At 71.5% G+C, this 26,829-nt stretch carries 27 protein-coding genes; 13 read left to right on the top strand and 14 right to left on the bottom strand.

Annotated features, from left to right (window positions below; all coding sequences use genetic code 11):
- Positions 1 to 450: 450 nt before the first annotated feature.
- From ACFFR3_RS48240 to ACFFR3_RS48215, 6 genes are read right to left on the bottom strand one after another with little or no spacing between them, the layout of a single operon-like run.
- The gene (locus tag ACFFR3_RS48240) at positions 451 to 2,199 is read right to left on the bottom strand and encodes a hydantoinase B/oxoprolinase family protein (protein ID WP_379485378.1); all 1,749 of its coding nucleotides are present in this window, start codon (positions 2,197 to 2,199) and stop codon (positions 451 to 453) included.
- Positions 2,196 to 4,241 carry a hydantoinase/oxoprolinase family protein gene (locus tag ACFFR3_RS48235; protein WP_345406349.1) on the bottom strand — a complete coding sequence of 682 codons (2,046 nt, stop codon included), beginning with the start codon at positions 4,239 to 4,241 and terminating at the stop codon, positions 2,196 to 2,198. The genes ACFFR3_RS48240 and ACFFR3_RS48235 overlap by 4 nt, the downstream gene beginning before the upstream one ends.
- A complete protein-coding gene (locus tag ACFFR3_RS48230; protein ID WP_379485377.1) occupies positions 4,238 to 5,143 on the bottom strand; it encodes an LLM class flavin-dependent oxidoreductase in 906 nt (301 codons plus the stop codon). Before ACFFR3_RS48230 ends, ACFFR3_RS48235 begins: the two co-directional genes overlap by 4 nt.
- On the bottom strand, positions 5,140 to 6,105 hold the full coding sequence (locus ACFFR3_RS48225) for an ABC transporter permease (protein ID WP_345406343.1): 966 nt from the start codon (positions 6,103 to 6,105) through the stop codon (positions 5,140 to 5,142). Before ACFFR3_RS48225 ends, ACFFR3_RS48230 begins: the two co-directional genes overlap by 4 nt.
- A complete protein-coding gene (locus tag ACFFR3_RS48220; protein ID WP_379485376.1) occupies positions 6,102 to 7,631 on the bottom strand; it encodes a sugar ABC transporter ATP-binding protein in 1,530 nt (509 codons plus the stop codon). Before ACFFR3_RS48220 ends, ACFFR3_RS48225 begins: the two co-directional genes overlap by 4 nt.
- Complete coding sequence (locus tag ACFFR3_RS48215) at positions 7,631 to 8,686, bottom strand: sugar ABC transporter substrate-binding protein (RefSeq protein WP_379485375.1); 1,056 nt, start codon at positions 8,684 to 8,686, stop codon at positions 7,631 to 7,633. The genes ACFFR3_RS48220 and ACFFR3_RS48215 overlap by 1 nt, the downstream gene beginning before the upstream one ends.
- An 80-nt stretch (positions 8,687 to 8,766) precedes the next feature.
- On the opposite strand from ACFFR3_RS48215, the gene ACFFR3_RS48210 reads away from it, so the two are divergent.
- A complete protein-coding gene (locus ACFFR3_RS48210; protein ID WP_379485374.1) occupies positions 8,767 to 9,072 on the top strand; it encodes a hypothetical protein in 306 nt (101 codons plus the stop codon).
- Here the strand turns inward: ACFFR3_RS48210 and ACFFR3_RS48205 are convergent.
- From ACFFR3_RS48205 to ACFFR3_RS48195, 3 genes are all read right to left on the bottom strand, one after another.
- Complete coding sequence (locus ACFFR3_RS48205) at positions 9,060 to 9,839, bottom strand: MerR family transcriptional regulator (protein WP_345406327.1); 780 nt, start codon at positions 9,837 to 9,839, stop codon at positions 9,060 to 9,062. The genes ACFFR3_RS48210 and ACFFR3_RS48205 overlap by 13 nt on opposite strands.
- A gap of 39 nt (positions 9,840 to 9,878) precedes the next feature.
- Entirely contained in the window at positions 9,879 to 11,069 is a 1,191-nt protein-coding gene (locus ACFFR3_RS48200) for a cytochrome P450 (RefSeq protein ID WP_379485373.1), read from the bottom strand.
- 95 nt (positions 11,070 to 11,164) lie between these two features.
- Entirely contained in the window at positions 11,165 to 11,593 is a 429-nt protein-coding gene (locus ACFFR3_RS48195; protein WP_345406321.1) for a MarR family winged helix-turn-helix transcriptional regulator, read from the bottom strand.
- 95 nt (positions 11,594 to 11,688) lie between these two features.
- Between ACFFR3_RS48195 and ACFFR3_RS48190 the strand changes: the two genes are divergently transcribed.
- Positions 11,689 to 12,141: a MarR family winged helix-turn-helix transcriptional regulator gene (locus tag ACFFR3_RS48190; protein WP_345406318.1), complete on the top strand. Its 453-nt coding sequence runs from the start codon at positions 11,689 to 11,691 to the stop codon at positions 12,139 to 12,141.
- On the opposite strand, the gene ACFFR3_RS48185 is transcribed toward ACFFR3_RS48190, so the two are convergent.
- From ACFFR3_RS48185 to ACFFR3_RS48175, 3 genes are read right to left on the bottom strand one after another with little or no spacing between them, the layout of a single operon-like run.
- The gene (locus tag ACFFR3_RS48185; protein ID WP_379485372.1) at positions 12,107 to 13,228 is read right to left on the bottom strand and encodes an alpha/beta hydrolase family protein; all 1,122 of its coding nucleotides are present in this window, start codon (positions 13,226 to 13,228) and stop codon (positions 12,107 to 12,109) included. The two genes, ACFFR3_RS48190 and ACFFR3_RS48185, sit on opposite strands and share 35 nt — an antisense overlap.
- The gene (locus tag ACFFR3_RS48180) at positions 13,215 to 13,784 is read right to left on the bottom strand and encodes a TetR/AcrR family transcriptional regulator (protein ID WP_345406306.1); all 570 of its coding nucleotides are present in this window, start codon (positions 13,782 to 13,784) and stop codon (positions 13,215 to 13,217) included. The genes ACFFR3_RS48185 and ACFFR3_RS48180 overlap by 14 nt, the downstream gene beginning before the upstream one ends.
- 53 nt (positions 13,785 to 13,837) lie before the next feature.
- On the bottom strand, positions 13,838 to 14,830 hold the full coding sequence (locus ACFFR3_RS48175; protein ID WP_345406303.1) for a sugar-binding transcriptional regulator: 993 nt from the start codon (positions 14,828 to 14,830) through the stop codon (positions 13,838 to 13,840).
- A gap of 241 nt (positions 14,831 to 15,071) precedes the next feature.
- On the opposite strand from ACFFR3_RS48175, the gene ACFFR3_RS48170 reads away from it, so the two are divergent.
- The 10 genes from ACFFR3_RS48170 (at position 15,072) to ACFFR3_RS48125 (ending at position 24,582) form a co-directional block, all read left to right on the top strand.
- Entirely contained in the window at positions 15,072 to 15,953 is an 882-nt protein-coding gene (locus ACFFR3_RS48170) for a nucleoside hydrolase (protein ID WP_379485371.1), read from the top strand.
- A 26-nt stretch (positions 15,954 to 15,979) separates the two neighbouring features.
- Entirely contained in the window at positions 15,980 to 17,272 is a 1,293-nt protein-coding gene (locus tag ACFFR3_RS48165; protein ID WP_379485370.1) for an ABC transporter substrate-binding protein, read from the top strand.
- Positions 17,273 to 17,285: 13 nt separating this feature from the next.
- Positions 17,286 to 18,185, top strand: a complete 900-nt coding sequence (locus ACFFR3_RS48160; protein WP_364374983.1) for a carbohydrate ABC transporter permease — start codon at positions 17,286 to 17,288, stop codon at positions 18,183 to 18,185.
- Positions 18,182 to 19,069, top strand: coding sequence for a carbohydrate ABC transporter permease (locus ACFFR3_RS48155; protein ID WP_364374980.1), 888 nt, complete (start codon positions 18,182 to 18,184; stop codon positions 19,067 to 19,069). Before ACFFR3_RS48160 ends, ACFFR3_RS48155 begins: the two co-directional genes overlap by 4 nt.
- Before the next feature lie 7 nt (positions 19,070 to 19,076).
- Complete coding sequence (locus ACFFR3_RS48150) at positions 19,077 to 20,075, top strand: sugar phosphate isomerase/epimerase family protein (protein ID WP_345406285.1); 999 nt, start codon at positions 19,077 to 19,079, stop codon at positions 20,073 to 20,075.
- Positions 20,072 to 20,971, top strand: coding sequence for a transketolase (locus ACFFR3_RS48145; RefSeq protein WP_345406282.1), 900 nt, complete (start codon positions 20,072 to 20,074; stop codon positions 20,969 to 20,971). The genes ACFFR3_RS48150 and ACFFR3_RS48145 overlap by 4 nt, the downstream gene beginning before the upstream one ends.
- Positions 20,971 to 21,927 carry a transketolase family protein gene (locus tag ACFFR3_RS48140; protein ID WP_345406279.1) on the top strand — a complete coding sequence of 319 codons (957 nt, stop codon included), beginning with the start codon at positions 20,971 to 20,973 and terminating at the stop codon, positions 21,925 to 21,927. Before ACFFR3_RS48145 ends, ACFFR3_RS48140 begins: the two co-directional genes overlap by 1 nt.
- A complete protein-coding gene (locus tag ACFFR3_RS48135; RefSeq protein ID WP_379485369.1) occupies positions 21,920 to 23,428 on the top strand; it encodes an FGGY family carbohydrate kinase in 1,509 nt (502 codons plus the stop codon). Before ACFFR3_RS48140 ends, ACFFR3_RS48135 begins: the two co-directional genes overlap by 8 nt.
- Positions 23,425 to 23,562, top strand: a complete 138-nt coding sequence (locus ACFFR3_RS48130) for a hypothetical protein (RefSeq protein ID WP_345406276.1) — start codon at positions 23,425 to 23,427, stop codon at positions 23,560 to 23,562. The genes ACFFR3_RS48135 and ACFFR3_RS48130 overlap by 4 nt, the downstream gene beginning before the upstream one ends.
- Positions 23,563 to 23,631: 69 nt before the next feature.
- A complete protein-coding gene (locus ACFFR3_RS48125; protein WP_345406273.1) occupies positions 23,632 to 24,582 on the top strand; it encodes a sugar-binding transcriptional regulator in 951 nt (316 codons plus the stop codon).
- Between the two features lie 10 nt (positions 24,583 to 24,592).
- On the opposite strand, the gene ACFFR3_RS48120 is transcribed toward ACFFR3_RS48125, so the two are convergent.
- Complete coding sequence (locus ACFFR3_RS48120) at positions 24,593 to 25,210, bottom strand: maleylpyruvate isomerase family mycothiol-dependent enzyme (protein WP_345406269.1); 618 nt, start codon at positions 25,208 to 25,210, stop codon at positions 24,593 to 24,595.
- Positions 25,211 to 25,268: 58 nt separating this feature from the next.
- Between ACFFR3_RS48120 and ACFFR3_RS48115 the strand changes: the two genes are divergently transcribed.
- Positions 25,269 to 25,883, top strand: a complete 615-nt coding sequence (locus tag ACFFR3_RS48115) for a TetR/AcrR family transcriptional regulator (protein WP_364374959.1) — start codon at positions 25,269 to 25,271, stop codon at positions 25,881 to 25,883.
- Between the two features lie 4 nt (positions 25,884 to 25,887).
- Here ACFFR3_RS48115 and ACFFR3_RS48110 read toward each other — a convergent pair whose 3' ends face one another.
- The gene (locus tag ACFFR3_RS48110; RefSeq protein ID WP_364571947.1) at positions 25,888 to 26,823 is read right to left on the bottom strand and encodes a LysR family transcriptional regulator; all 936 of its coding nucleotides are present in this window, start codon (positions 26,821 to 26,823) and stop codon (positions 25,888 to 25,890) included.
- Positions 26,824 to 26,829: the final 6 nt, after the last annotated feature.

The following is a 26,829-nucleotide window of genomic DNA, read 5'->3' as shown; positions in this document are numbered from 1 at the left end:
GCGGCCACCGGCTCGTAGACGCCGGCGCGGCACTTCAGGACGGCCCTGCGGGTAGGGCAGGGCGCTGCGCACCGGGTGCCGAGGCTGTTGAAGGTCACGTGCTCCATGGCTCATCCCCCTTTGTTGCTAGTTATTTCAATCATGACTGAAATGACTAGCAATCTCAAGCGGAGAACCGGTTGGCCCGATATGTGCGAGAGAGGACGGGAGATCGTTCCCCTTCCGGCGGCGCGCGGCGTCCCCGGCCCGGCGCGACCTGCGACGTGCGCGGCCAGGCTCGTACGGTGGTGGGGCTCTGGCTCATCGGCCAGGCCCTGCCCCTGCTCCGGCTGGCCCGCAGGTACGACGCGCCGAGTCAGGTGTGGCTCTGGCCGCCGGCCCGCGGCTTCGGTCACGGGGACCAGGCGCACCTGTTCCGGCGGGCGATGCTGCCGGTGCCGTACCTCTGGCTCATCCTCGCCGGGCGGGACCTGCGGCGCCGACGCGCAGCCGCCTGGTGGCCTCCTGGTTCACCTCGAACGTGACCGGGTCCACCACCACGCCGTAGTCGCGGGCCGCGGACTGCACGCTGACGAAGCCGTTGCGGACGTCCGCGGCCACCTGAGCGGGCTCGCGTTCGAACGGGTCGCCGTAGCCGCCACCGCCGCCGGTGTTGTTGACCAGCACCTCCCCCGCGTCCAGGCGGTTGTAGCTGCCGCCCTGCCGGACCTCGCGGCCGGTGCCGGGGTTGAGGATGACGTGGTTGCTCTCGCCGGGCAGGCCGTCGCCGATCGACCACGGCTGCGTCCTGGTCTTGTAGACCAGGCAGATGCCCGTCGAAGGAGCGGTGAAGCGGTACGTACGGCCCACGCCGACGCCGCCGCGGTGCCGGCCGGGACCGCCGCTGTCGGGGCGGTAGCCGTACGACTCGATGAACATCGGCGACTTGGTCTCCAGCACCTCCACCGGGTTGTTGCGGCAGCCCGGCTCCGACAGGTGCATGATGCCGTCCTCGCCGTCGCCGCCCGCGTGCGCGCCGAACCCGACGGCCTCGTTGGTGGCCTCCAGCCACGCCTCCCCGGTACGCGGGTTGACGCCGAGCCCCATCATCGAGCACACGTCACCGCCCGAGCAGGCGGGCACCCGGTCGGGCATGCCCTGGGCCAGGGCCTTCAGCACGACCTCGCCGCCGAGCAGCCCGGTCCACAGCGTGAACGTCGGCATGGGCGGCACCGCGTGCATGACCGATCCTGGCTCGGTGACCACCCGCAGCGGCCGGAAGTTGCCCGCGACGACCGGCGTGTCCGGCGTGGTCAGGGCCTTGAAGACGAGGCTGCAGAACGCCTCCGTCTGCCCGACGGGCAGGTTGATGGGGCCTTTGACGTCGCGCTCGCTGCCGGTCCAGTCGATGACCATCTCGTCGTCGCCGATGGTCACGGTGACGTTCATCTTGATGAGGCGGTCGGCGTCCACGCCGTCGCTGTCCACGAAGTCGTGCGCCGTCCACGTGCCCTTCGGCAGCTTGGCCAGGGCCAGCCGGGCGAGGCGCTCGCCGTGGTCGTTGATGGCGTCCATCGCGGCGGTCAGAACGCCGGCGCCGTACTTGGCGGCGATCTGCTGGGTGCGGCGCACGCCGGTCACGCACGCGGAGACCTGCGCCTGGATGTCGCCGATGGTCCGCTCCGGCATCCGGCTGTTGAAGCGGATGATGTTGAACACGTCGTCGTTCTGCACCCCGCGCCGGTAGAGCTTGGAGCAGGGGAAGAACAGCCCCTCCTGGTACATGTCGGTGGAGTCCAGGACGTAGCCGGGGTCCTTCTGCTTGAGGTCGAGCACGTGGATCCGGCAGGAGGCGAAGCCGATCAGCTCGTCCTCGTGGTGGATGGGGGCGAACACCAGCGGGTCGAGGGTGTGGGCCGAGGCCCAGTACGGATAGTTGAGGATGAACACGTCACCCGGCTCCAGCGCGTCCCGGCCGAGGAACTCGACCGCCCGCTTGATGCCGTGGTCGTTGCCCCGGGTGAACACCGCGATGCCCGGCGCGTCGGCCACCACGTCGCCCTGGGCGTCGTGGATGCCGATCCCGTAGTCGTGGATCTCGTACACGACCGTGTTGTACGCGGTGCGGCACAGGTTGCGGGCCATCTCGTCGGCGGCGGCGAGCAGGCCGTGCCGGATGATCTCCGTCGTGATGGAGTCCGTCGTGGTGGTGGGGCTCACTGCTGCCTCCCAGTCCTGTCGTTCACGGAAATGACCAGTTCGCCGTAGCGGCCGACGCGCAGGGAGTCGCCGGCGTGGATGACGGACGTGGCCGTGTGCTCGGTGATCACCGCGGGCCCTGCGACGACGTCGCCGGCCAGCAGGTCCTCGCGCGTGTAGACGCGGTATTCGACGGCCGGCTCGTCCGCCGACAGATGGACCTGGCGGGTGCCGGCCGGGTGGGGCTCGCCCGACGTACGCTCCGCCACGGTCGGCAGCTCCGGTTTGTCGACGGTGCCGGTAGCGCGCAGGCGCAGGGTGGTGACCTCGACCGGGTCGTCCATCGTGTGGCCGTACTGCCGCTCGTGCAGCTCGGCGAAGGCGGCGGCGACGTCGGTGGCGAACGCGGCGGGATCATCGGGGAAGGCGACCGTGACCGAGTGCTCCTGCCCCTGGTAGCGGACGTCGAGCGTGCGCGTGAGCGCGCGCCGGTCAGGGCCGAAGCCCTCCGATGCGAGCTGCTCGACCGCCGCCGCCTCCATCTCCCGGTAGACGGCGTCGGCGGCGGCCGCGTCGAGCGTGGCCAGCGGCGTGACGAGGGTACGGGCGAAGTCGTGCTGCACGTCCGCGAGCAGCATCCCGAACGCGGAGAACGCGCCCTGCCCCGGCGGCACGATCACGGTCGAGATGCCCAGCTCCCTGGCCACCTCGACGGCCACCAGGCCCCCTCCCCCGCCGAAGGACAGCAGCGCGAAGTCCTTCGGGTCGCGGCCCAGCTCCACGGTGATCGCGCGGACCGCTCCCATGATCTTCATGGTGGAGATCTGCACGATGCCGCGCGCCAGCGCCTCGGTGGTCAGGCCGAGCCGGGTGGCGATGGGCTGCAGCGCCTTGTCGGCCAGCTCGCGGTCGAGGGCCAGCTTGCCGCCGAGCGGGCTGTCGGAGCCGAGGTGGCCGAGCACCAGGGCGGCGTCGGTGAAGGTCGGCGCGGTGCCGCCCCTGCCGTACGAGGCGGGGCCCGGAGCCGCGCCCGCGCTCTGCGGGCCGACCTGCAGCGCGTCCGCCTCGTCCAGCCAGGCGATGGAGCCGCCCCCGGCGCCGATGGTGTGGATGTAGAGCGACGGGGTGTTGATCGGCAGCCCCTCGAACTCCGCGCCTTGGTAGAGGACGGGCTCGTGGTCGAGGATCAGGGAGGCGTCGAGGCTGGTGCCGCCCATGTCGATGGTGATGAGGTTGGGCTCGTCCAGCAGTCTGGACAGCGCCGCCGCGCCGATGACGCCGCCCGCGGGGCCCGACAGGATGAGGCTCACCGGCTGCTCGCGGGCCGCCTGCGCGGTCATCGCGCCGCCGCCCGAGCGGGTCATCAGGAACCGTCCTGAGAAGCCGCCGCCGGCCAGCTCGCCCTCCAGCTCGCGCAGGTAGCGGTGGACGATCGGCTTGACGTACGCGTCCAGCACGGCGGTGCTGGTCCGCTCGTACTCGCGGTACTCCCTGGACAGCTCGTGCGACAGGGTGACCGCGACGTCGGGGGCGACCTCGGCCAGCACCTCCCGCATGCGCAGCTCGTGCTCGGGGTTGGCGTAGGAGTGCAGGAACGCCACCGCCACCGAGCCGTACCCGCGCTCGGCGACGACCTCGGCCACCCGGCGGGCGTCATCGACGTCGAACGGCGTGTGCACGCTCCCGTCGAACCTGCACCGCTCGCGCACCTCGAACGTGTCGTAGCGCTCCAGCAGCGCGGGCGGCTTGCGGTAGGTGATGTCGTAGTTCGTCCTGCGGTCGGTACGGCCGAGCAGGTAGACGTCGCGGAACCCCTTCGTGCCGATCACGGCGGTGCGCGCGCCCGTGCGGGTGAGCAGCGCGTTCAGCCCGAGCGTCGTCCCGTGCGTGAACATCGTGATGGCCGGCGTGCCGGACTCGGCCAGGCCGAAGGCGTCCATGACGCCGCGCGCCGGCGCGTCGGGGGTGGTCGGGACCTTGCCGAAGCTGAGCGCGCCCGTCTCCGGGTTCAGCTCCACCACATCGGTGAACGTGCCGCCGACGTCGATCGCAAGCCTGCTCATCGTTCCGCCTTTCTCGGTAGTGCGTGCGTGGCCGCGACGTGCTCCAGCGCCTCGGACGGCATCCCCCTCGCGTCGTCCCCGCGCGGCCAGTGCAGAGTGATCTCGTCGAAGCCCGCGTCGCGCAGCCGGCCGGCGAAGTCGGCGTAGCGGCCTGGGCTCTCGAACGGCCAGGTCATGTCCAGGGCCACCTGCGCGATCCGGCGCAGCGCGCCCGGCGGGCGGCCGCCGGAATCAGACGCGGCGGCCAGCACCCCGTCCAGCCTGCGCCCCTGCTTCTCCACGGCGGCGAACCAGTCCGCCGGCGCGTCCTGCCTGCGGTAGGCGCCGTAGGTCACCCAGCCCTGGCCGTGCCGCGCGGCCAGCGCCATCGCGCGGGACCCCGTCGCGGCGACGGTCAGCGGCACGCGCGGGCGCTGCAGGCAGCCGGGGATCTGCCTGGCCTCCACGGCGCTGTAGCGCTCGCCGCGTACGGTGCTGACGTCGTGGGTGAGCAGGTGGTCGAGCAGGCCGAGCCATTCGGCGAACCGGTCGGCCCGCTCGGGGAGCGAGCGCGGCGGGTCGCCGAGCACGGCGGCGTCCGCGCCCTCGGCGCCTGCTCCGACGCCGATGTCCAGCCGACCGCCGCTCAGGTGGTCGAGCGTCATGATCTCCTTGGCGAACGTGACGGGGTGCCGGTAGTTGGGCGTGGCCACCTGGGTGCCCAGGCGCACCCGGGTGGTGGACACGGCCGCCGCCGCCAGCATCGGCACGGCGGCGTGCCAGGGCCGGTCCTTCAAGGGGGTCCAGGTCAGGTGGTCGTAGGTCCAGACGGTGCGGACGCCGAGCTGCTCCGCGGCCCGTACGTCGGCGACGAAGGCCCCGGGATCCCGGTCGGGCAGCACCAGGACGGACAGGTCGATCATCGTCGTCTGCTCGCCACGCTCAGCGCCACCGCGGCCAGGATGACCACGCCGGTCGTCAGGTCCTTGAAGAACGGGTTCGCGTTGAGGATGTCGAACCCGTTGTCGATCAGCGCCAGCAGGTACACACCGCAGACCGAGCGCCAGATCGCGCCGACGCCGCCGTAGATGCTGGTGCCGCCGAGGATGACCGCGGCGATGGCGAGCAGCTGCATGCCGTCGCCGGCCTGCGGCTGCCCGGTGCCGATCCGCGAGACCCCGATCGCGGCGGCGATGCCGGCGGCCAGGCCGCTGTAGAGGAACGTGTACAGCTTGATGCGGTTCACCCGGATGCCGGACAGCTCGGCGGCCTCGGCGTTGCCGCCGACGGACAGGACGTACCTGCCGAAGGTCGTGCGGTTCAGCAGGAAGCCGGACAGCAGCGCGAAGAGGGCCAGGATGACGATCGCGTAGTAGACCGGGCCGATGCCGCCCCGGCCGAGCGCGGTGAACCCGCCCGCCGGGACGCTGATGAGGAAGCCGCCGGTGATCAGCACGGCGAGCCCGCCGTACACGAGGCTGGAGGCCAGCGTGGCGAGGAACGAGTGGATGCGCAGCCGGGTGATCGCGGCGCCGTTCACCAGCCCGAGCGCGGCGCCGGCGAGGGGCGCGGCGATCAGGCCGAGCACGGGGCTGTTCAGATGCAGCGCGACCCAGGCGGCCACCACGTTCGCGACGCTGAAGATGGCCCCGGTGGACAGGTCGAAGCCGCCGCAGATGACGACGAGCGTCCCGGCCACCGCGATGATCGCCAGCGGGGCGTTCTGGTTGAGGATGTTCAGCAGGTTCGTGAGGGTGAGGAACGACGACGTCGACACGCTCAGCGCCACGAAGAGCGCCACGAGCATGATCAGGACGGCGTAGTGGCGGACCAGGGCCGGCACGTTCACGCCGGATCCCGCTCGCGCCTGTGCGGTGGCGGTCATGGGGTTCCTTCTGTCGCTGGGGGTGGCTCGACCTCGAAGAGGCGCTGCAGGAGCCCGTCCACGGACGCCCCCGGGCCCGGCACCTCGCCGATGACCGTGCCGCCGCGGACGAGGTGGATCCGGTGGCTGAGGCCGGCGACCTCCTCCAGCTCCGACGAGATGAGCAGGATGCCGGTGCCGGCCGCGGCGATCTCGACGATGAGCTGGTAGATGCGGGACTTGGCGCCCACGTCCACGCCCCTGGTGGGCTCGTCGAGGATGAGCAGCTCGGGCCGGCCGAGCAGCCATTTGGCGAACAGCACCTTCTGCTGGTTGCCGCCGGAGTAGACCGACACGTCGCCGTCGAGCGCGGCCGGGCGTACGCCGAGGCGTTCGACCAGCTCGCGCACCGCGGCGCGCTCGCCGCCGCGCGACAGCACCCCGGCGCGGGAGAAGCGGCCCAGGTGCGGCAGCGTGACGTTCTCCAGGACCGGGCGCAGCAGCACCAGGCCCTGGGCGCGGCGGTCCTCGGGGATCATGGCCATGCCGCGGGCGATCGACGCGCGCGGCGAGGCGCCGGTGACCGGTTCGCCGCGGAACAGCACCTCCCCCGACTCGACGGGGTCGCAGCCGAACAGCGCGCGGGCGATCTCCGTACGGCCGCTGCCGACCAGCCCCGCCAGCCCGACGATCTCGCCGGGCCGCACCCGCAGCGACACGCCCCGGACGGCGCCGCCGCGCACGTCGTGCATCTCGGCCACCGGCGGCGTGTCAGGGGGCGGCGCCGGCGGCCGGTCGGGCAGCAGCATGTCGACGGGCTCGCCGAGCATGGCCTCGACCAGGCCGGCCTTGGTCTCCTGCGCGGCCGGAGCCGTCCTGATGACCCGGCCGTCCCGCATGACGGTGACGCGGTCGCAGTTGGCGAGCACGTCGTCCAGGAAGTGGGTGACGTAGACGACGGTGGTGCCGCGTTCGCGCAGCCAGCGCATGATCTCGTGCAGGCGCTCGCTCTCGTCGGCGGTCAGCGAGGACGTCGGCTCGTCCATCACGATGACGCGCGCGTCGCGGGCGAGCGCCCGCATGATCTCCACCTTCTGCTGGTCGGCGATCGGCAGCGTGTGGACGGGCGCGTCGGCGGGCAGCCCGAAGCCGCAGATCTCCTCCAGCTCCCGGTAGCGGGCGCGCAGGTCCCCGTGCAGGACGCCGAACGTGCGGCGTTCCCTGCCGAGGAACACGTTCTCCGCCACGGTCAGCGCCGGGACCAGGCACAGCTCCTGGGCGATGATCACGACGCCGGCGTCCTGCGCCCGCCTGGTGTCCCAGCGGTGCACCGCCCGGCCGAACACCTCCAGCTCGCCCGAGTCCGGCTGGTAGAGCCCGCCGACGACCTTGCCGAGCGTGGACTTGCCGGCGCCGTTCTCGCCGACGAGGCCGTGCACCTCGCCTTCGAGGAGGGAGAGCGAGACCGCGTCGAGTGCCTGGGTGGAGCCGAAGCGGACGGACAGGTCGCGGACGGTGACGGCCACCGCCGGGGTCGGTCCGTCCATCAATCGGCCCACTCGCCCGCGAAGTCGGGGTGCTCGCCGAGGATCTCCTTGGTGACGATCACCGGTACGGGGCCCAGCGTGTTGGCGTCGACGACCGGGGTGACCGGCTTGCCGCGCACGGCGTTGACCAGCTGCTCGACGGCGGCCTTGCCCATGCTGTTGGGGAAGTCCACCTGGTCGGCGGCCCATTTGCCGGCGCGTACCTGCTTGATGGCCTCCTGGTTGCCGCCGCCGCCCGTGACGTACATCGTGCTCAGGTCGACTCCCGCGCTCTCCAGCGCGACCTGGGCGCCGATGGTCTGCTGGTCGGCGTTGGACAGCAGAACGTCGAGCTCGGGGTTGGCCTGCAGGATGTTCTGCATGGCCTTCAGTGAGGTGTCGCGGTCGTAGTTGCCCTGGCCGGTGGCCACCACCTTGATGTTGGGGTGCCCGTCCAGGACCGAGCGGTAGGCCTTGTTGCGCAGGTTGTCGAACGGGAACTGGAGCTGGCCGATGAGGATCGCGACCCGGCACGGGTCCTTGTCCTCGCAGTACTTCACCGCGCCTTCGGCGAGCTTCTTGGAGTTCTCCTCCGTGTTCGCGGCGACCGTGGACACGATGCCGTCCACCTGGGGTTTCAGCTCGGTCAGGTTGGGGCCGACGGGGAAGAGCGTGGTGACGACCGGGATCTTGGCCTGGGCGGCCGCCGGGATCGCGGCGGCGATGCCCACGTTGTCGTTGGGGACCAGCAGGATGCCGTCGTAGGTGCCCTGACTGGCGACGTTCTGGACCTGGTTGAACTGGGTCTGGCTGTCGAACTTGCCGTCGAAGATGGTCACCTCGACGTCGCCGTACTCTTTCGCCTTGGCGACGGCGCCGTCGTAGACGGCCTTGTTGAAGCCGTTCTGGCTGGAGGAGGCCAGCAGGGCGATCTTCACCGGGCCGGTCTTGGCGCTGGACGGAGTGCTGGAGGAGTAGACCTGGGACACGTCGGAGTTGCAGCCCGCGAGCGCGAGACTCAGGAGCACACCGGCTGCGATCACCAGCGTCCGTTGGGGGATGGACAGTGACTTCACTTGCACCTCTATCTCATGGTGCGTATGTTTTCGCAGGTGATGAGCTGTCTTGAGGCAGTACAATGTCACACTGCAACCCGATGGGTCAACGGTTCGATTTCGACTCTTTGCCCGCGATCACGCGCCTGACGCGCGGAACTGAGCATGGGGTACTCATGCCGTCACGCGTCGCGCGGCCGATCCTCGAAGGGTCTCAGCATCCAGACCCCGTCCTCCACCACGCGCGGCAGAACAACGAGCTGGTGGAGGTGCACGTCTTCGTCGTCCGCCAACCGGACATCGCCTTCGGCATCGGCGCCACCTTGCTCGTCAGCAACACCTCGCGCACGACCGACAGCGAGTTCTTCGTCAGCAGCTTCGGCGGCAACTTCTTTCACAACCTCTGACGCTGGGCGCGGTCGGCGTTAGCCATGATGGCGTCGTGGACGTACTGGGACAGGCCGGGCGCCATGTCATCGTAGTTGCGGCCGACGCGCTCGTTGGCGAGGTACGCCCGCGCCAGCCCCCGATGCACGTCGTGGCCGCAGTCGTGGAAGCGCCGGTGCAGGTGCAGCCGGTGCTCCTCGGCCAGGTCCATGACGGCGGGGTCGCCGGCGGGCAGGCCGGCGTTCATCGCGTCGAGCAGCCGCTGATGGATGCCCGCCTGCTCGTCGCGGATCTCCGCCCAGTCCGCCGCCGAGTACGCCGACGCGCGCCGCCGACGCTGCTCCCACAGCTCAGACCCGCCGAACCGCTCCTCCGCCCGATCGGCGCGGTCCTCCAGCCGGGTGCCGCCGAGGATCTCCAGCCGTTCCCGCGGGGTGAGGGTGAGGCCGAGCCTGCGCGCGTGCAGCTCCCTGTCGATGGCGGCGACCATGGCCCGCTGCCGCTCGATGCGCTGGAGGAGCAGCGCGCGCTGCTCCTCCAGCCGGTCGGCGTCCCCGCGGGCGGGGTCGGCCAGAATCGCGCCGATCGCGTCGAGGCCGAAACCGAGCTCCCGGTAGAACAGGACGCGCTGCAGCCTGCGCAGGTCGTCCGCCGAGTAGAGCCGGTAGCCGGCGGGGCTGCGCTCGCTCGGCTCCAACAGGCCGATCTCGTCGTAGTGGTGCAGCGTGCGGACCGAGACGCCGGTCAGCTCGGCGATGGCGCCGACGGTGTGCTCTGAAGTGGTCATGCGGTCACTGTGCCGCCTGACGTGGCGTGAGAGTCAAGATCACCAGGTTACGCGGAGCCGGTGCAGGCCGTACACGATGCTGGAGGCGCGGAAGTCAAGCCGGTCCTCGGCGAGGGCGAGGGCGGGGAAGCGGCGCAGGAGGGCGGGGAAGGCGATGCGCAGCTCCATCCTCGCCAGCGGCGCTCCGAGGCAGTGGTGGACGCCATGGCCGAAGGCGACGTGGCCGGCCGCTCCCCTGGTGACGTCGAGGGTCTCGGGGTCGTCCACCAGGGCGGGGTCGCGGTTGGCGGCGGGGAACGAGCAGATCACCAGCGAACCCGCCGGGATTCGCTGACCGGCGATCTCCACGTCCGTCGTGGTCGTGCGCGGCGGCAGTGACTGCACGATGGACAGCCAGCGCAGCAGCTCCTCGACGGCGGGCTCGACCATGGCCGGGTCGTCGCGGATCAGCGCCGCCTGGCCGGGGTGGCACAGCAGGGCCAGGGTGCCGAGGCCGAGCATGTTGGCGGTCGTCTCGTGGCCGGCCAGCAGCAACAGCCCGGCGATGCCGATCAGCTCGTCGGTGGTGAGGTCGTGGCCGTGCTCGCGGACGAGCATGCCCAGCAGGTCATCGCCCGGGTCCGCCTGGGCGCGGGCGACCAGGCCGGCCATGTACGCCCGTTCCTCCCGCTGCTCCTGGACGCGCTGCTCGATCGGCAGGGAGGTGTCCAGCAGGCGTACCGAACGCGCGTGGAACGCCGCGCGGTCGGCGGGCGGCACGCCCAGCAGCTCGCAGATCACCAGCGACGGCACCGGCAGCGCGACGTGCTCCACCAGGTCGGCCGACTTGCCGGCCCGCTCCAGGTCGTCCAGCGCCGCCTCGACGATCTCGGCGATCCGCGGCTCCAGCCTGCGCATGCGCCGTACGGTGAACTCGGGGGTGAGCATCCGGCGCAGCCGGGTGTGCTCGGGCGGATCGGCGGCGAGCAGCTGCCCGGCCCGCATCTTGGCGCGCTCCTCGGCGTCCATCCGCTCGGTGCCGGGGATGGGGGTCAGGGCGCTGCTGAACCGGGCCGGGTCCGCCAGCACCCGGCGGACGTCCTCGTAGCGGCAGACCACGTACGCGGGCACGCCGAACGGCGTCATCACCCGCACCACGCCCTCGCCGTCGCGGGCCAGGGCCAGCTCCCCGACCGGGTCCAGCCCGTTCCTCCGCATGTGCAGGGGCAGTTCCAGAGCCTGTGTCATCATCCGTCCTCTCGCGTCGTTCGCGGCATGCTGACGACCACGAGACGGCGGCGCCCCGGCCCTTGTGACGGCGCGGCCCTGTGAGGTGGGCCACTGGTTCAGGCGGCGGACAGCAGCGTGTTCGCGCGGGACAGGACGGTGTCGAGGACGCGGCCCGCGGTGGCCAGGTCCTCCGGCGGCAGGTCGCCCCACAGCCGGCCGGTGACGTCGGTGATGGCGGCGCGGACCCTCGTCCACTCGGACTTGCCGTGCTCGGTCGGCTCGACGACGCCGCCCTGCGTGGTGCGGACCAGGCCGGCCGCCGTCAGCTCGGCGAGGAGCCGGTGCACGGTGGCCTGGTCGGCCTTCAAGGAGTGGGCGACGCGTTCGGCGAGGGCGTCCGCGGGCAGGGTTCCTTCGCTGACGACGGTCAGGGTCAGCGTCACCCATTGGGGTTCGGTGAGGCCGGTCCCGGCCAGCAGGCGGTCGAGGAGGGCGTTGAGGGCCTTCTCGGTCTGGCCGATCACCTGGGTGCTGAAGGCGGGCATGGATCCACTCCCTTACTAGTTGGTTGGGCCAATGTTGGCCCAACCAACGTTAACAGCATTCGTGGGTCGCGCCAACCATTTGTTAGGGTCGGCTCGTGAACACTCCCGAAGGGCCGCCGGCGGAGCGGCTGCGCAGGCTGCCGACCAGGCTGACCAACGGTGCGGCGCTGATCGCCAACCGGCTCGTGGACCAGGCGCTCGCCGGGGCCGGGGCCCGCCGCTACCACTACGCCCTGCTCGCCACCCTGGAGGAGTTCGGCCCGGCCAGCCAGGCCGAGCTCGGCCGCCGCACCGGCATCGACCGCAGCGACGTGGTCGCGGCCGTCAACGACCTCGCCGACCAGGGCTTCCTCCAACGTGCGCCCGACCCGGGCGACCGCCGCCGCAACGTCATCACCATCACCCCGGCCGGCCGGAAGCAGCTCGCCGACCTCGACCGGCTGCTCACCGCCGCCCAGGACGACTACCTCGCCCCGCTGTCCGCCACCGACCGGCGGACCTTCGTCGACCTCCTCACCCGCCTGACCGAGCACCACTCCGGCCGCTGAGGAAGTCGCGGACGAGCCGGTCGTAGCGGGCGCGGTCCACGTTCCACGCCTCGGTGTGCCCGCCCCGCTCGAACGGCTCGAACCGGATCGGCCAGCCCAGCCGGGCGCCCGTGGTGACGAGGTCGTACGCCTCCTGGATCGGGTGCTCGGTGTCCGGAACGGTGTGGATCAGCAGGAGGGGCGGCCTGACCCGGGGCGGGTGGCGGATCAGGCTGAGCCGATCGGTGTCGACGCCGGTGCGCCACTCGGTGACCAGCCCGGCCGGCCCGGCCACGAACGCGGGCAGGCCGGCGTTGCGCGCGCCCTGTTCCGCGGTCATCCGTACGTCGATCATGGGCGCGTCCATGATGACGCGGTCGACCAGGGTCGCGAGCGGTGACCGGCCGAGGAGCTGGCCGACGATCTGGCCGCCCATCGAGGTGCCGTACAGGATGAAGCGCTGCGCCCCCATGGTCGTGGCGTGCCGCAACGCCGCCTCCAGGTCGCGCCACTCCGCGTCGCCCAGGTGCAGCAGGCCGTCGTGCGAGGGCGGGGCGCCTTCGTCGTTGCGGTACGTGATGGCCAGGAACGGCAGCCCCAGCTCGTGCACCACGGGCAGGATCTTCAGCTCGGCCTTGCGCCGCCCGTTCTGCCCGTGCACGGCGACGACCCACGTGGTGCCGTCGCCCGGCACGTACCAGGCGGGCGCCGGTCCCAGCTCGGTGGGCACCATGATTTCGGTGTAGTCGATCCCCCAGGCGACCTTCGGATCGCCCGGCGGCACGTTGCCGAAGTGGCCGGGGGTGCCGGCCGAGGGGACGGGGCCGCGCAGCACCTCGCGGGTGACGCGGCCCGGCGTCTCGGACACGACGTCGCCGAGCATCGTGTGCGCGCCGCTCCACTCCAGCCAGTACGTGCCGGGCGCGGCGGTCTGCAGCGTCCTCGCGAGCGTCACGGTGCCGCCCTGGACGGCGAGCACCTGGGCGTTGCCGGTGCCGTAGTGCACGACCTTGATCGACTGGTCGCTGCCGTACCAGGCTCCGGCCCCCGCCGCCACTACCACGAGCGCCAGGACGGCCGACGCCGCCCACCACTTAACGGACGCCATCGAAGATCCTGCGCACCGTACGCCGGCACAGCTCGCGGAAGCCGTCCTCCGCCAGGCCGATCCGGCCGCCGAGATAGAGCTGCACGAGCCCCTGGACGGAGGCCGTCAGCGTCAGCGTCACCTCCAGCGGGTCGTCCTCGCGCAGCACCTTCTCCCGCATGCCCTCCTCGACCAGCGCGACGAGCAGCCCGAACGGCGGGACGTCACCGCGGAAGTCCTCGGGGAAGCGCCTGGCCCGCTCGCGGCGGTCGGTCATGAGGAACGTGTACAGATGGGGCTGCCCCAGGGCGAAGTCGAGGAAGTCCTCCAGCAGCCCGAACGCCCGCTCCTCCCAGGGCCCGCCCGGCGCCCGGCTCCCCCAGCCCTCGGCCAGCTCGCGGAAGGCCCGCTCGGCCACCTTGTCGAGCAGCGCCTGCCGGCTCGGGAAGTGCTTGTAGGCCGCCATGGGCGACACCCCGGCCAGCCCGGCCACCCGCCGCATGGTCACGGCCTCGGCGCCTTCGCCGACGAGGATGCCGCGCGCGGCGTCGGCGATCCGCTCCGCTGCAGTCGTCATGGTGTACACCGTAAACCATGCGGGTTTACGGTGTACACCCCCGTACGTCCCCGTCAGGCCGGCGGGTCTCCGTCGAGCAGGGCGCGGGCCGTCGTGACGTCGGTGATGATGACGTTGACCCAGCCGCCGGTGATCGCCGCGCGGATGGCCGCGTGCTTGCGCTCGCCGCCCGCCATGCCGATGCGGCGCGGGATCGCGCGCAGCACCTCCGGGTCGATGCCGACGACGCGGCTGTCGAGGTCGCTGTGGATCAGCTCGCCCGTCGCGTCGAAGAAGCGCTGGCAGACGTCGCCGACCGCGTGGGCGGCGATGAGGTGGTCCTGGTCGGCGGGGGCGATCGCGTTGCCGCTGTCGCGCAGCAGCGGCGAGGGCTGCACGCTGCCGATGCCCACCAGCGCCATCGTCAGCCGCTGCCACTCCTCGGCCACCGGCTGCATGGCCGCGTCGCCGATCAGGCTCTGGCGGATCTCGGGGCTGCCGACCAGGCCAGGAGCCTGGACGTAGAGCGGCTCGGCGCCGATCAGCTCGGCGAGGTGGCCGAGCAGGCGGTTGGCCTTGGCCTGGACGGCGCCCTCACCGACGCCGCCGAGCAGCTGTACCACGCGGTCGGCGCCCGGCACGCGCAGGGGGTGCAGCCGCTCGGCCACCGACAGCAGGGTCTGGCTCCACGGTGAGATGCCGATCCGCTCGCCGCCCGCCAGGGTCGATTCGAGGTACGCGGCCCCGGCGGAGCCGATGCCGGCGATGATTTCCGACTCGTCGCCCTCGACGTCGACGACGACCGCCTCGCGCAGCCCGTAGCGGGTCTCCAGCTCCTGCTCCAGGGTCAGGTGCACGCCCTGGGAGACGACGACCACCGTACGGACGATGCCGATCTCGCCGGCCCGCTTGAGCAGCCTGGAGACCTTCGTCTGCGAGATGTGCAGCGCGTCGGCGATGTCGGCCTGCCGGATGCCGAGCTCGTGGTACATGTGCGCGACCTTGGTGATCAGCCGCACCCGGCCGTCGGTGGCGAACCGGCCGGCGCCGCCCGCGTTCACAGCCATCAGGACCCGTCCCCCTCGCCGTCGTGCGGTCTCGTCGCCTGACATTGTCCATCCGGAAGGTCACTTCGTGATCCCGAGCAGGGGTGGCTCGCGGCACGCCGTCGCGGGTTACGGCGAGAAGAAGCAGTTCGCACCGCCGAAGGTTGCTCAACGTTATTGACACGCATCGCGCGGATCAGCCAATCTACGAGCACGGGAAATTATGCACTACCGCATAATTATGCACTACCGGGAGACTGCGATGCGCCAGCGCAGAGTCATCATCAACACGGACGCCAAGAACGAGGCCGACGACCAGTTCGCCATCGTGCACGGCCTCCTGTCCCCCACCTTCGACGTTCGAGGACTGATTCCGGCCCACTTCGGCACCCGGCGCTCGCCGCGCAGCATGGAGGAGTCGCGCGAGGAGATCGACCTCCTGCTCGACCTGCTCAAGATGACCGGCTCCGTCCCCGTGGCGAACGGCGCCGCGACCGCCCTGCCGGACGAGCGGACCCCGGTGGACTCCCCCGGCGCCCGGCTGATCATCGAGGAGTCGAAGCTCGCGAGCGAGGACGACCCGCTCTACGTGTCCTTCCTCGGCCCGCTGACCGACATGGCCAGCGCGATCCTGCTGGACCCCGAGCTCGTCAGCCGTCCCGTGGTCGTGATCTGGATCGGCGGGCCCGGGTACCGCGGCTACGACGAGGGCGCCCAGGTCGAGTTCAACCTCTCCAACGACATCCACGCCGCCAACGTGGTGTTCGGCTCCGGCATCACGCTGTGGCAGGTGCCCCGCGAGGTCTACACCAAGGTCTCGGTGAGCTACGCCGAGCTGGAGGAGAAGATCGGCGCTGCGGGACCGCTGGGCCGCTACCTGATCGACCAGCTCCGCGAGTGGAACGCCACCCACCATCCCGGGCCGATCGAGTCCCGTTCCCTGGGCGACTCCCCGGCGATCGCGCTGATGCTCTTCCCGCAGAGCGGCAACCTGCGCGTACGGCCCGCTCCCCGCTTCGGCGCCGACGGCTCCTACCTGCCCGGCTCGAACCACCCGATCCGGGTCTGCGAGGAGGTCGACGTGCGCTTCCTGCTGGCGGACATGTTCGCCAAGATCCGGGCCTTCGGCGGAACCCGCCCCTAGGTCCTGCTGCACAAGGGAGATCCGACATGACCCCCACCTCGTACACCCGCCGCGGATTCCTCGCCCTGTCGTCCGTCGCGGTGACCGGACTCGCCGTCAGCGCCTGCACCGGCGCCTCGGTCGGCGGCGGCACCACGGCGGCCACTCCGTCCGACAAGCTGCGCCTGTTCACCTACGACGACGACGCCAATATCGGCCTGATCAAGGCGCAGGTCAAGAAGTTCGACGAGCAGAACGGCACCACCACCACGGTCGACAACCTGCCCGGCTCAGGCGCCGCCCAGTTCCCCGACAAGCTGCGGACCGAGCTGCTCGGCGGCAGCGGCCCCGACCTCTGGCGGATCTGGGGCGGGCAGCTCGGCGCGCCCTTCGCCAAGGCCAAGCAGGCCGCCGACCTCACGCCCTACTACCAGAAGTACGGCTGGGACGCGACGCTCAACACCGCGGCGATCGCGGGCATGACGTTCGACGGCGTCAAGGCGGGCGTGCCGTTCGTGGCGCGCGGGCTGGGCGCCTGGTACAACAAGGAACTGCTGGCCAAGGCCGGGGTCGAGGCCCCGCCCACGTCGTACGCCGAGCTGGAGGAGATGAACGAGCGGCTCGTCGCCGCCGGCATCACCCCGTGCGGGCTGGGCGGCAAGTACGGCTGGCACATCATGCGCCTGTTCGAATACCTCCTGGAGCACACGGCGGGACCCGAGCTGCACGACAAGCTGCTGCTGGGCCAGGAGAGCTGGGACCGGCCGGAGGTCGTCGGGGCGTTCACCCTGTTCAAGAAGTGGCAGGACCAGAAGTGGCTGCCCGAGGGCGCGCTGGGCCTCGACCCGGCGGACGTCGGCACCTGGTACGTCCAGGGCAAGGTCGCCTACGACATCGAGGGCCAGTGGACGGAGGTGTCGGCCATCCTGGCGGCCAAGAAGAAGCCCGAGCAGTTCGGGACCTTCCAGCTGCCCACGGACCAGACCCCGGCCCGCCACTCCGGCTTCGTCGAGGGCTACATGGTCAACGCGAGGGGAAACAAGGACAGGGCCGCGGCGCTGCTGGACTTCCTGCTCAAGCCGGACAGCCAGAAGGCCATGCAGGTCACCTCGTCCACCGTGAAGGGCGCCGAGCCCGACGCCGCCGAGCTGCCGCTGTCGGCGGAGTGGGGCGAGAAGTACGGCGACAGTCCCTTCTACACGATCCAGGACCAGGCGTTCCCCAAGCAGCAGTCGGACCAGTACTTCAGCGTGCAGAGCGACCTGCTGCAGGGCAAGACGCCGCCGGCCGAGGCGGCCAGGAAGATGCAGGAGATCGTCTCCGCATGGGCCCGCAACTGATCAGGGACGGCTCATGACCACCGTGACCCCCCAGAGAGGGAGCAGCAAAGGGAGCTGGCGGCCCTGGCTGTTCGCCATCCCCGCGCTCGCCGTCTACCTGATCTTCCTCATCTATCCGGCCGCGTCGTCGCTGTGGTTCAGCTTCACCGACTGGGACGGCCTCAGCCCCGGCTACAACCTCGTCGGCCTGGACAACTACGCCCAGATGCTGAGCGACCCCGTGGTGCTCACCGCGGCCAGGAACAACCTCCTGTGGTCCGTGGTCACGATCGTCGTGCCCGTGACGCTCGGCCTGGCGCTGGCGCTGCTGCTGAACGGCAAGGTGCGGGGCAAGCCCGTGCTGCGCCTGATCTTCTACGCGCCCGGCGTGCTGCCGCTGGTGTCGATCGCCTCGATCTGGGGCTGGCTCTACAACCCCCAGCACGGCGCCATCAACTCCTTCCTGGAGGTCATCGGCCTCGGCGGCCTGGCCCAGCCCTGGCTCGGGCAGGACTCCACCGCACTGTGGGCGGTGATGGTGCCGGCGGTGTGGCTGCGCACGGGCTTCCCGATGCTGCTCTACCTGGCCGCCCTCCAGGGCATCCCGGGCCAGCTGTACGAGGCCGCGCGCGTGGACGGGGCCGGCCGCTGGGAGCAGTTCTGGCACGTCACCATGCCGGGCCTGCGCTCGGCCCACTACATCGTGCTGGCGCTGTCGCTGATCGACTCGTTCAAGGTCTTCGACCTGGTCTACGCCATGACGTACGGCGGTCCTGGCACGGCCACCCAGGTGATGGGGACCTGGATGTACGCCAACGTCTTCCAGTACTACCAGACCGGCTACGGCACGGCGATCGCCGTCGTGATCACCCTGGTGGCGATCGCGGTCGGCATCCCGTACGTCCGGTCCCAGACGAGGGAGCCCACGGCATGACCTCGATCGTCTCCGCGCCGGCGGCGCGGGCCGTCGCCCCGGCGGCGCCGCCGGCGAAGAAGAAGGGCAAGGGCGGTCTCGCGCTGACCGTCGTGCTGGCCGCGGCGGCCGTGTTCTGGATCTCGCCGCTCGCGCTGCTGGTCGTGACCGCGGTCCGGCCGCTGGCCGACTTCATCGGCAACGGCCCGCTGGCCTGGCCGTCGGAGTTCACGTGGGCGAACTTCGCCGACGCATGGGACATCGGCGACTTCGCCACCACTTACCGCAACAGCGCCCTGCTGCTGATCCTGAAGGTGCCGCTGGGCGTGCTGATCTCGGCGATGCTCGGGTTCGCGCTGGCGAAGCTGCGGATGAAGTTCCGCAGGACCGTGATGTTCACGGTCTTCCTCGGCCTGACGATCCCCATCTACATCGCGATCGTGCCGGTGTTCATCATGATGAAGACCACCGGCGCGACCGACAGCGTGCTCGGCCTGATCGGCCCCTACCTCGCCTTCGGCATCCCGTTCGAGGTGCTCGTCCTGCAGTCGTTCTTCCGCCGGCTCCCGGACGAGATCGTGGAGGCGGCGCGGGTGGACGGCGCGGGCGACTGGCGGATCTTCTGGCGGATCGTGCTCCCGCTGTCGGCGCCCGCCCTGGTCACGGTGCTGATCCTGGACGCCGTGGCCACCTGGAACGAGTTCTTGTTCGCCCTGATCCTGCTGAACTCCGACGCCAACAAGACCCTGCCCGTCGGGCTGCTCAACTTCCAGGGCCAGTTCTCCAACAACAACACCGGCCTGGCCGCGGGGATCCTCATCGCGGTCGTGCCCATCCTCATCGCGTACACGCTGCTGCAGCGGTGGATCGTCGCCGGCCTCACCGCCGGCGCCACCAAGGGATAAGGGAGTGATGACCATGCCGACCTTCGGCGCGGGTATCTGGCACTTCGCCACCTACAAGGACCGTTACGCCACCGACGGCTACGGGCCGCCGGTCGGGCTGCTGGAGCAGATCGACCGGGCGGGAGCCGTGGGCGAGCTGTCGGTGGTGGACTTGAACTGGCCGTTCGCCGGGTTCGACGGCACTTTGGACGACGTCAAGGCCGCCCTGGCCACGAACCATTTGAGCGCGATCGCGATCACCCCTGAGATCTATACGCGCGACTTCGTCAAGGGCTCGTTCACCAACCCCGATCCGGCCGTGCGCAAGAAGGCCATCGCGTTGATGCACGACGCCACCGAGGTGGCCCTGGAGCTGGGCTGCTCGTACGTGAAGCTGTGGCCGGGCCAGGACGGCTGGGACTACCCGTTCCAGGTGAACTACCACGACGTCTGGCAGCTCGCCCTCGACGGCCTGACCGAGCTGTGCTCCGCGCACCCCGAGATCAACTATGTGATCGAGTACAAGCCGCGCGAGCCCCGCGTGAAGATCATCTTCCCGGGCGTGGCCCGCACGCTGCTCGGCATCGAGCGCATCGGCCTGCCCAACCTGGGCATCCTGCTCGACTTCGGCCACTCGCTCTACGGCCAGGAGACCCCGGCCGACGCCGCCCAGCTCGCCATCGACCACGGCCGGCTGTTCGCCATCGACGTCAACGACAACATGCGCGGCTGGGACGACGACATGGTCGTCGGCTCGGTGCACCTGGTGGAGACGTTCGAGTTCTTCCACACGCTGCGCAGGAACAACTGGGACGGCGTCTGGCAGCTCGACCAGTTCCCCTTCCGCGAGGACAGCGTCCAGGCCGCCAAGCAGGCCATCCGCTTCCTGAAGGCGATCGACCGCGCGCTCGGCGTCCTGGACGACGAGGCGCTCGCCCAGGCACAGGCCGCGCACGACGCGCTGGCCGCCCAGCGGCTCGTCCAGAACGCGCTGCTGACCTCGATGGCGGGCCTGGAGGAGGCATGACCGACCTCGCCGAGGCCGTGCGCGGCCAGGTCACGCTGCCGGTGTTCGGCAGGGTGGACCGGCGCGCCGGCCGCGCGGAGCAGATCGCGCATCTCGCCGAGGCGGCCAGGCAGATCAGGATCCAGGACCTCAAGCTCATCCACCACACGGGAGCGGGGCACATCGGCGGCGACTTCTCCGCCATCGACATCCTGACCACCCTGTACGGGGCGGTGCTGGACATCAGCCCGGAACGGGTCGCCGACCCCGAGCGCGACCGCTTCATCCTCAGCAAGGGGCACGTCGCGGGCGCGCTCTACACCACGCTGGCGGCGTTCGGCTTCCTGCCGGTGGCCGAGCTGGCGACGTTCCTGCAACCGCTGTCGGCGCTGAACGGGCATCCCAACCGCACGAAGGTCGCCGCGGTGGAAGCCAACACGGGGCCGCTCGGGCACGGCCTGCCGGTGGCCGTGGGGCACGCGCTGTCGGCCAAGCTGGACGTGTCGCTGCGCCGGACGTACGTGCTGGTCGGCGACGGTGAGCTGCAGGAGGGCAGCAACTGGGAGGCGATGATGGCCGCCTCCCAGCACCAGCTCGAACGCCTCACCGTCATCGTCGACCGCAACCGGCTCCAGCAGGGCGCCACCGTCAAGGAGACCAACGACCTCGACCCGCTCGCGGACAAGGCGGCCGCGTTCGGCCTGGCCGTGGCCGAGGTCAACGGGCACGACCACGGAGAGCTGCTGGACGTGCTGTCGTCGGTGCCGTACCGGCCGGGCAGGCCCACGTTCGTGATCGCCCACACCAACAAGGGACATCCGATCTCGTTCATGAGCGGCAACGTCGCCTGGCACCACAAGGTGCCGGACGAGGCGCAGTACCGGCAGGCGCTGAGCGAGCTGGAGAAGGAGCATTGATGCCGCGCACCTCGGTCGCCGACCTGCCCCGCTTCGACTGCAGGGACGCCTACGTCGCGACCCTGTCCGAGCTGGCCGGCGCCGACCAGCGGATCGTCGGCGTGGTCAACGACTCGGTCGGCTCCAGCAAGCTGGCCGGCTTCCGCCGGTCGTTCCCCGACCGGCTGATCAACGTCGGGATCGCCGAGCAGGACATGGTCGGCGTGGCCGCCGGGCTGGCCAACGGCGGGCGCATCCCGTTCGTCTCCGCCGCCTCCTGCTTCCTCACCGCCCGCGCGCTGGAGCAGATCAAGGCGGACGTCGCCTACTCCAACCACAACGTCAAGCTGTGCGGCATGAGCCCCGGCGTCGCCTACGGCGAGCTGGGACCGACGCACCATTCCATCGAGGACATCGCCTGGCTGCGGGCCATCGCCAACCTCACCGTCATCGTCCCGTCCGACCCGGTCGAGACCAGCGCCGCGCTGCGCTGGGCCGCCGCCGTCGAAGGGCCGGTGTTCGTCCGGGTCAGCCGCATGAGCGTGCCGCAGGTCAACCCCGACGACTACGCCTTCGTCCCCGGCAGGGCGGTCACCCTGCGCGACGGCGGAGACGTCACGCTGATCGCCAACGGCACCGTGCTGTGGCGGGCGCTGGTCGCCGCGGAACGGCTGGAAGCCGAGGGCGTCTCGGCCCGGGTGCTGTCGATGCCGACGGTCAAGCCCCTGGACACGGAGGCGGTCGTGGCCGCGGCGCGGGAGACCGCCGGCATCGTGACGATCGAGGAGTCGACCATCGCCGGCGGCCTCGGAGGCGCCGTCGCCGAGACCGTCGTCCAGCACCATCCGGCCCGGGTCGCGATCCTCGGCATCCCCGAGTTCGCGCCGACCGGCTCGGCGGCGTACCTGCTCGACCGCTACGGCATGTCGCCTGAGGGCATCGCCGATGCCGCACGGAGCCTGCTGCGCCATGGCTGATCCGCTCATCCTGGCCGTCGACCAGGGCACAAGCTCTACCAAGGCGCTCCTGGTAGACGCGCGCGGCCGGGTCGTCTCCCGCGCGGTCGCTCCCCTGTCCGAGTCGCAGCCGCGCCCCGGCTGGGTGGAGCAGGACCCGGCCGAGCTGTGGCAGAGCGTGCGGCGGGCGGTCGCCGAGTGCGTCACACCCGCCGGCGCGGGACGCGTCGCGGGCATCGGGATCAGCAACCAGCGCGAGTCGCTGGTGCTCTGGGAACGCCGCACCGGCGAGCCCGTCGGGCCGCTGCTGAGCTGGCAGGACCAGCGCACCGCCGGCCGCTGCCACGAGCTGGCCGGCGCCGCCGAGCTGGTCCGCTCGGTGAGCGGCCTGCCGCTCGATCCGATGTTCTCCGCGCTCAAGGCGCGCTGGCTGCTCGACACCTACGACCCCGACCGGCGGCGGGCAGGCGAGCTGTGCCTGGGCACGGTCGACTCGTGGCTGCTCAGCCGTTTCGGCGGCGAGCACCTCATCGAGGCCGGCAACGCCTCGCGCACCCAGCTCCTCGACGTCGCCACCGGCGACTGGGACGACCGGCTGCTCGAGCTGTTCGGCGTGCCGCGCGAGGTGCTGCCGCGGGTGGTGCCCTCGTGCGCCGCCTTCCCCGCCGCCCGCGGGCTGGCGCCGCTGCCGGACGGGGTGCCGGTGCTGGCGGTCATGGGCGACTCGCACGCCGCGATGTTCGCCCACGCCGGGTGGCGGCCGGGCGTGGTCAAGGCGACGTACGGCACCGGCTCGTCGGTGATGGCCATCAGCCGGTCCGGCCGAACCGGCCAGACCGGCCGGACCGGCCGGACCGGCGAGGTCGGCGAGGTCGGCGAGGTGCGGGGCCTGTGCCGCAGCATCGCCTGGGACCTCGGCGACGGCCCCGCGCTGTGCGTCGAGGGCAACATCCGCGCCACCGGCCGGATGGTGAGCTGGCTCGCCGACCTGTTCGGCGTCCCCGTCCCTGAGCTGCTCAAGGAGGCGGAGTCCGCCGACGGCGTGCACTTCGTCCCCGCCTTCGGCGGGCTCGGCGCCCCCTGGTGGGACCCCGGCGCCACCCCCGTCATCACCGGCTTCTCCCTGGGCACCCGGCGCCCCCAGCTCGCCGCCGCCGCCCTGGAGGCGGTCGCCTTCCAGATCGAGGACGTCCTGGCCGCGATCGAGCAGGCCGTCGGGCAGGTCCGCGTGCTCATGACGGACGGCGGGCTCACCCACAGCGACCGGCTGATGCGGCTCCAGGCCGACCTGAGCGGACGCGTCGTCGCCCGCTCGGGCGAGCACGACCTGTCCGCGCTGGGCGCGGCCGACGCCGCCGGGCTGACGGCCGGCCTCTGGACCCTCGGCGAGCTCGAACGCCGGCCCAGGCCCGCCGACACCTACGAGCCTGAGCTCGGCGAGGCGGAGCGCCGCGCCAGGAAGCGCGCCTGGCACAAGGCCGTCCGCAGAGCCCTACCCGCGCAGGAGAGGAGCGCCGGATGACCACGGTGGCCGCCGCGCCCGAGACGTTCGACGCCGCCGGCCACATCACCGGCCAGGAGGAGAGGCAGGCGATCGACTGCGAGCCGGTCACCGCCGGCAACGCCGACGAGTTCGGGGTCTTCGCCAGGAAGTAGGCGTCACGACCGCACGCCCGCCCGCCCCTAAACTTGGAGCGACGATCAGCGGCGTGAAGGGCGGGTACGGTGGTCCGGGACTCGGATGGAGTGGGCGACGTCTCCAAGGATCATCTGCGGCTCCTTGCCCGCGTCGCCCGCATGTACCACGAACAGGGCATCCGCCAGCCGGAGATCGCCGCCGCGCTCCACCTCTCCCAGCCGCGCGTGTCCCGCCTGCTGAAGGAGGCGGTCACGCGGGGCCTGGTCCGCACGGTGGTCACGCTCCCCGAGGGCGTGCACACCGAGCTGGAGGAGGAGCTGCAGCGCCGCTACGCGCTGCGCGACGCCGTGGTGGTCGACGTCGAGGACTACCAGGACGACGTCGTCCCCTCACTCGCGACGGCGGCGGCCGCCTACCTCGACGTCACCTTCACCGGCGGCGACGTGATCGGCCTCGCCGCGTGGAGCCAGACGCTGCAGGCGGTGGTGCAGCGCCTGCCGCAGAAGAACGTCCAGGTCGCCGACCGGGTGATCCAGCTCGTGGGCGGCGTCGGCACCGCCGGCGACCAGGTGCGCGCCACCCGGCTCATCGCCCGCCTGGCCGACCTCACCTACGCCCACCCCGTCTTCGTGCCGCTGCCCGGCCTGGTCGCCACCGCCGCGACGCGCGAGGCGCTGCTCCAGGACCCCGACCTGGCCGAGGTGCAGGCGCAGTGGCGTGAGGTGACCGTCGCCCTCGTCGGCATCGGCGAGCCGGCCTCCGCGCCCGTCAGGGACACCGACCGCGACGAGCTCCGCGCCGTCGGCGGAGTCGGCGAGGTCTGCCTGCACTTCTTCGACGCCACCGGCAAACCCGTCGCCTCAGACCTCGACCGGCGCGTCATCGGCATCGACACCGCCTCCTTCGGCGCCGTCGGGCGGCGCATCGCCGTCGCGGGCGGCCTGCGGAAACTGCCCGCGATCAGGGCGGCGCTCGAAGGCGGCTGGGTCAACATCCTCGTCACCGACCTGCGCGTGGCCCGCCGGCTCTGCTCCTGACCTTCGACGCTCAGGCGGCCACGTAGCGGTCGCTCACCTCGCCGCGCAGGTGACCGGGCGGCAGCTTGCGGCCGTAGGTCAGCAGGAGGAGGTCCTGCGCCGAGCCGGTCAGCGGGACGCCGGTGCCGAAGGACCAGTCGAGGTCGTCGGCGCGCAACTGCACACCGCCGAGGTCGGCGCCGAAGAACCGCGCGGTCCTGGGGGTGACCTGCTCCAGGAGGAGGCGTACGCGCTCTTCTGGGACGCGGCGGCCGAGGCCGAGCGCGACGGTGATGTCCAGGCCGTGCACGACGTCGTGGCCGAGCGCCGCCGCGATGCCGCCGACCGGTGGCCGCCAGGGGTGGCGGGCGTTGTCGCGGAGCGCGGCGGCCATCTCGGACGTGGACATGGCGGCCGCGTCGAGGCGGGCCCGCCGGTCGGCCATTCTGTTGACGCCGCCGCCCGCCTTGACCAGCTCCCACAGCATCTTGGGCAGCGGGTGGCGGAAGCCCATCGACATGTGCGCCGCGACCTCCCGTACGCGCCAGCCCGCGCACAGGGTGGGCGCGTCCCACTGCTCGGGCGGCAGGTCGTCCAGGAGCGCCGCCAGTTCCGTACGTTCCGCGGCGATGGCGGAGGTGATGTCCACGTGGCACTTCTTCCTCGTCGGCTGACTTTCGTAACGAGATTACGGTAATAATGGGATTATGAGAAAAACGAGGGCGGAGGCCAAGGACAGGAACCGGCAGGCCCTGCTGGAGGCCGCGCACCGCCTCGTCGCCCGCGACGGCCATCGGGCCAGGCTGGACGAGATCGCCGAGCGGGCAGGACTGACCACCGGCGCCGTCTACTCGCTCTTCGGCAGCAAGAACGGCCTGCTGATCGCCCTGGTCACCGACTACCTGGCGCCGCACTACGACGGCCTGGAGCAGGCGGTCTCCCCCTCGCTCGGAGCGATCGAGGCGGTGGAGGTCTTCGCCCGCCACTACCGCCGCACGTGCGACGACCCCGACGCGCTGCGCCGGCTATCGTTCGAGATCAGCCTGCAGGACCTCGCGCTGCGCGATCCCGAGTTGCGGCCCAAGCTCGCCGCCTCCGTACGAGCCCACGAGGAACGCCTGACCGGGTTGTTGTCCGGCCGCTCCCATGACGGCGGCACCCTCACGCCCCGGCAGGCGCAACGGCTGGCCACCGCGCTGCGGGCGCTGCTGGTCGGGCTGAGCCAGGGCGTCATCCTCGGCCTGGCCGACGCCGCCTCCGACGACTACTTCGCCGCCGCCGCCCGCGCCCTGGTCACCCCGGACGTCCTCGGCGCGCCCTGAGAAGTCAGCGCGGGATCGCCCAGCTCGGCGTCCAGGTTCCGGCCGTGTCCTGGCCGGCCGCCGTGGTGGCGAGGTAGGCGCGCAGGGTGGCGAGCGCGGGGTGGGGGTCGTCGCGGCGCCACAGCAGCGCGTGCGGGTAGACGGGGGTGGGGCAGGTGACGGGGATGCGGCGCAGGCCGTGGCCCTCGGGCCAGACCAGGCGGGTGCGCTCCCCCATGAACGTGGCCAGGGCCGGGGTGTCGGCGATGGTGTCGAGGAGCGCGTCCGAGCCGAAGTTGGGCCCGGTCACCTCGATGGTCAGGCCGAACTCCGCGACGAGGTCGTCGTAGAAGGTGGCCCATTCGGTGCCGGGGACGATGCCCGGCATCCAGATCCGGTGCCCGGCGAGCTGCGCGACCGTGACCGATCTCGCGCCGGCCAGCTTGTGGGCGGGGCCGACGAGCAGCTGCAGCGGCTCGTCGAGGACGCGTTCCGCCGTCACGTCGTCCGGCAGGGGCCGGCCCGGCATCGTGACGGCGCGGAACGACGCGTCGATGGCGCCCGACCTGATGGCGGCGACGGCGTCGTCGATGCCGAACAGCATCACCACGTCCAGCTCGATCTCCGGGTACGCGCGATGGAACGCCCGCATCACGCCCGACGCCGCGCTGCGCGAGGCGAGCATGTCGACGCGCAGCGGGCGGCGGCCGGTGCGCACGGACGCGACCGCTCGCTCGGCGGCCCGCAACAACTCGCGGGCGTGCGGCAGGAACGCCTGACCGTCGATGGTGAGCTCGGCGCCGCGCGGTGCGCGGATGAACAGCCGTACGCCGAGGGCGCGTTCCAGGGCGGCGATCCGCTTGGAGACGGCCTGCTGGGTGACCCTCAGCTCGGCGGCGGCCTCCTGGAACTGGCCCGCGTCGGCGGCGGTCACGAAGGTGCGTACGGCGTCGAGGTCCATGCCGTC

It is taken from the genome of Nonomuraea salmonea (assembly GCF_042428605.1).
In the GTDB taxonomy this organism is placed as follows: Bacteria; Actinomycetota; Actinomycetes; order Streptosporangiales; family Streptosporangiaceae; genus Nonomuraea; species Nonomuraea salmonea.
The sequence above is the reverse complement of the archived record's forward strand: the minus strand, read 5'-3'. Positions and strand labels throughout refer to the sequence as shown.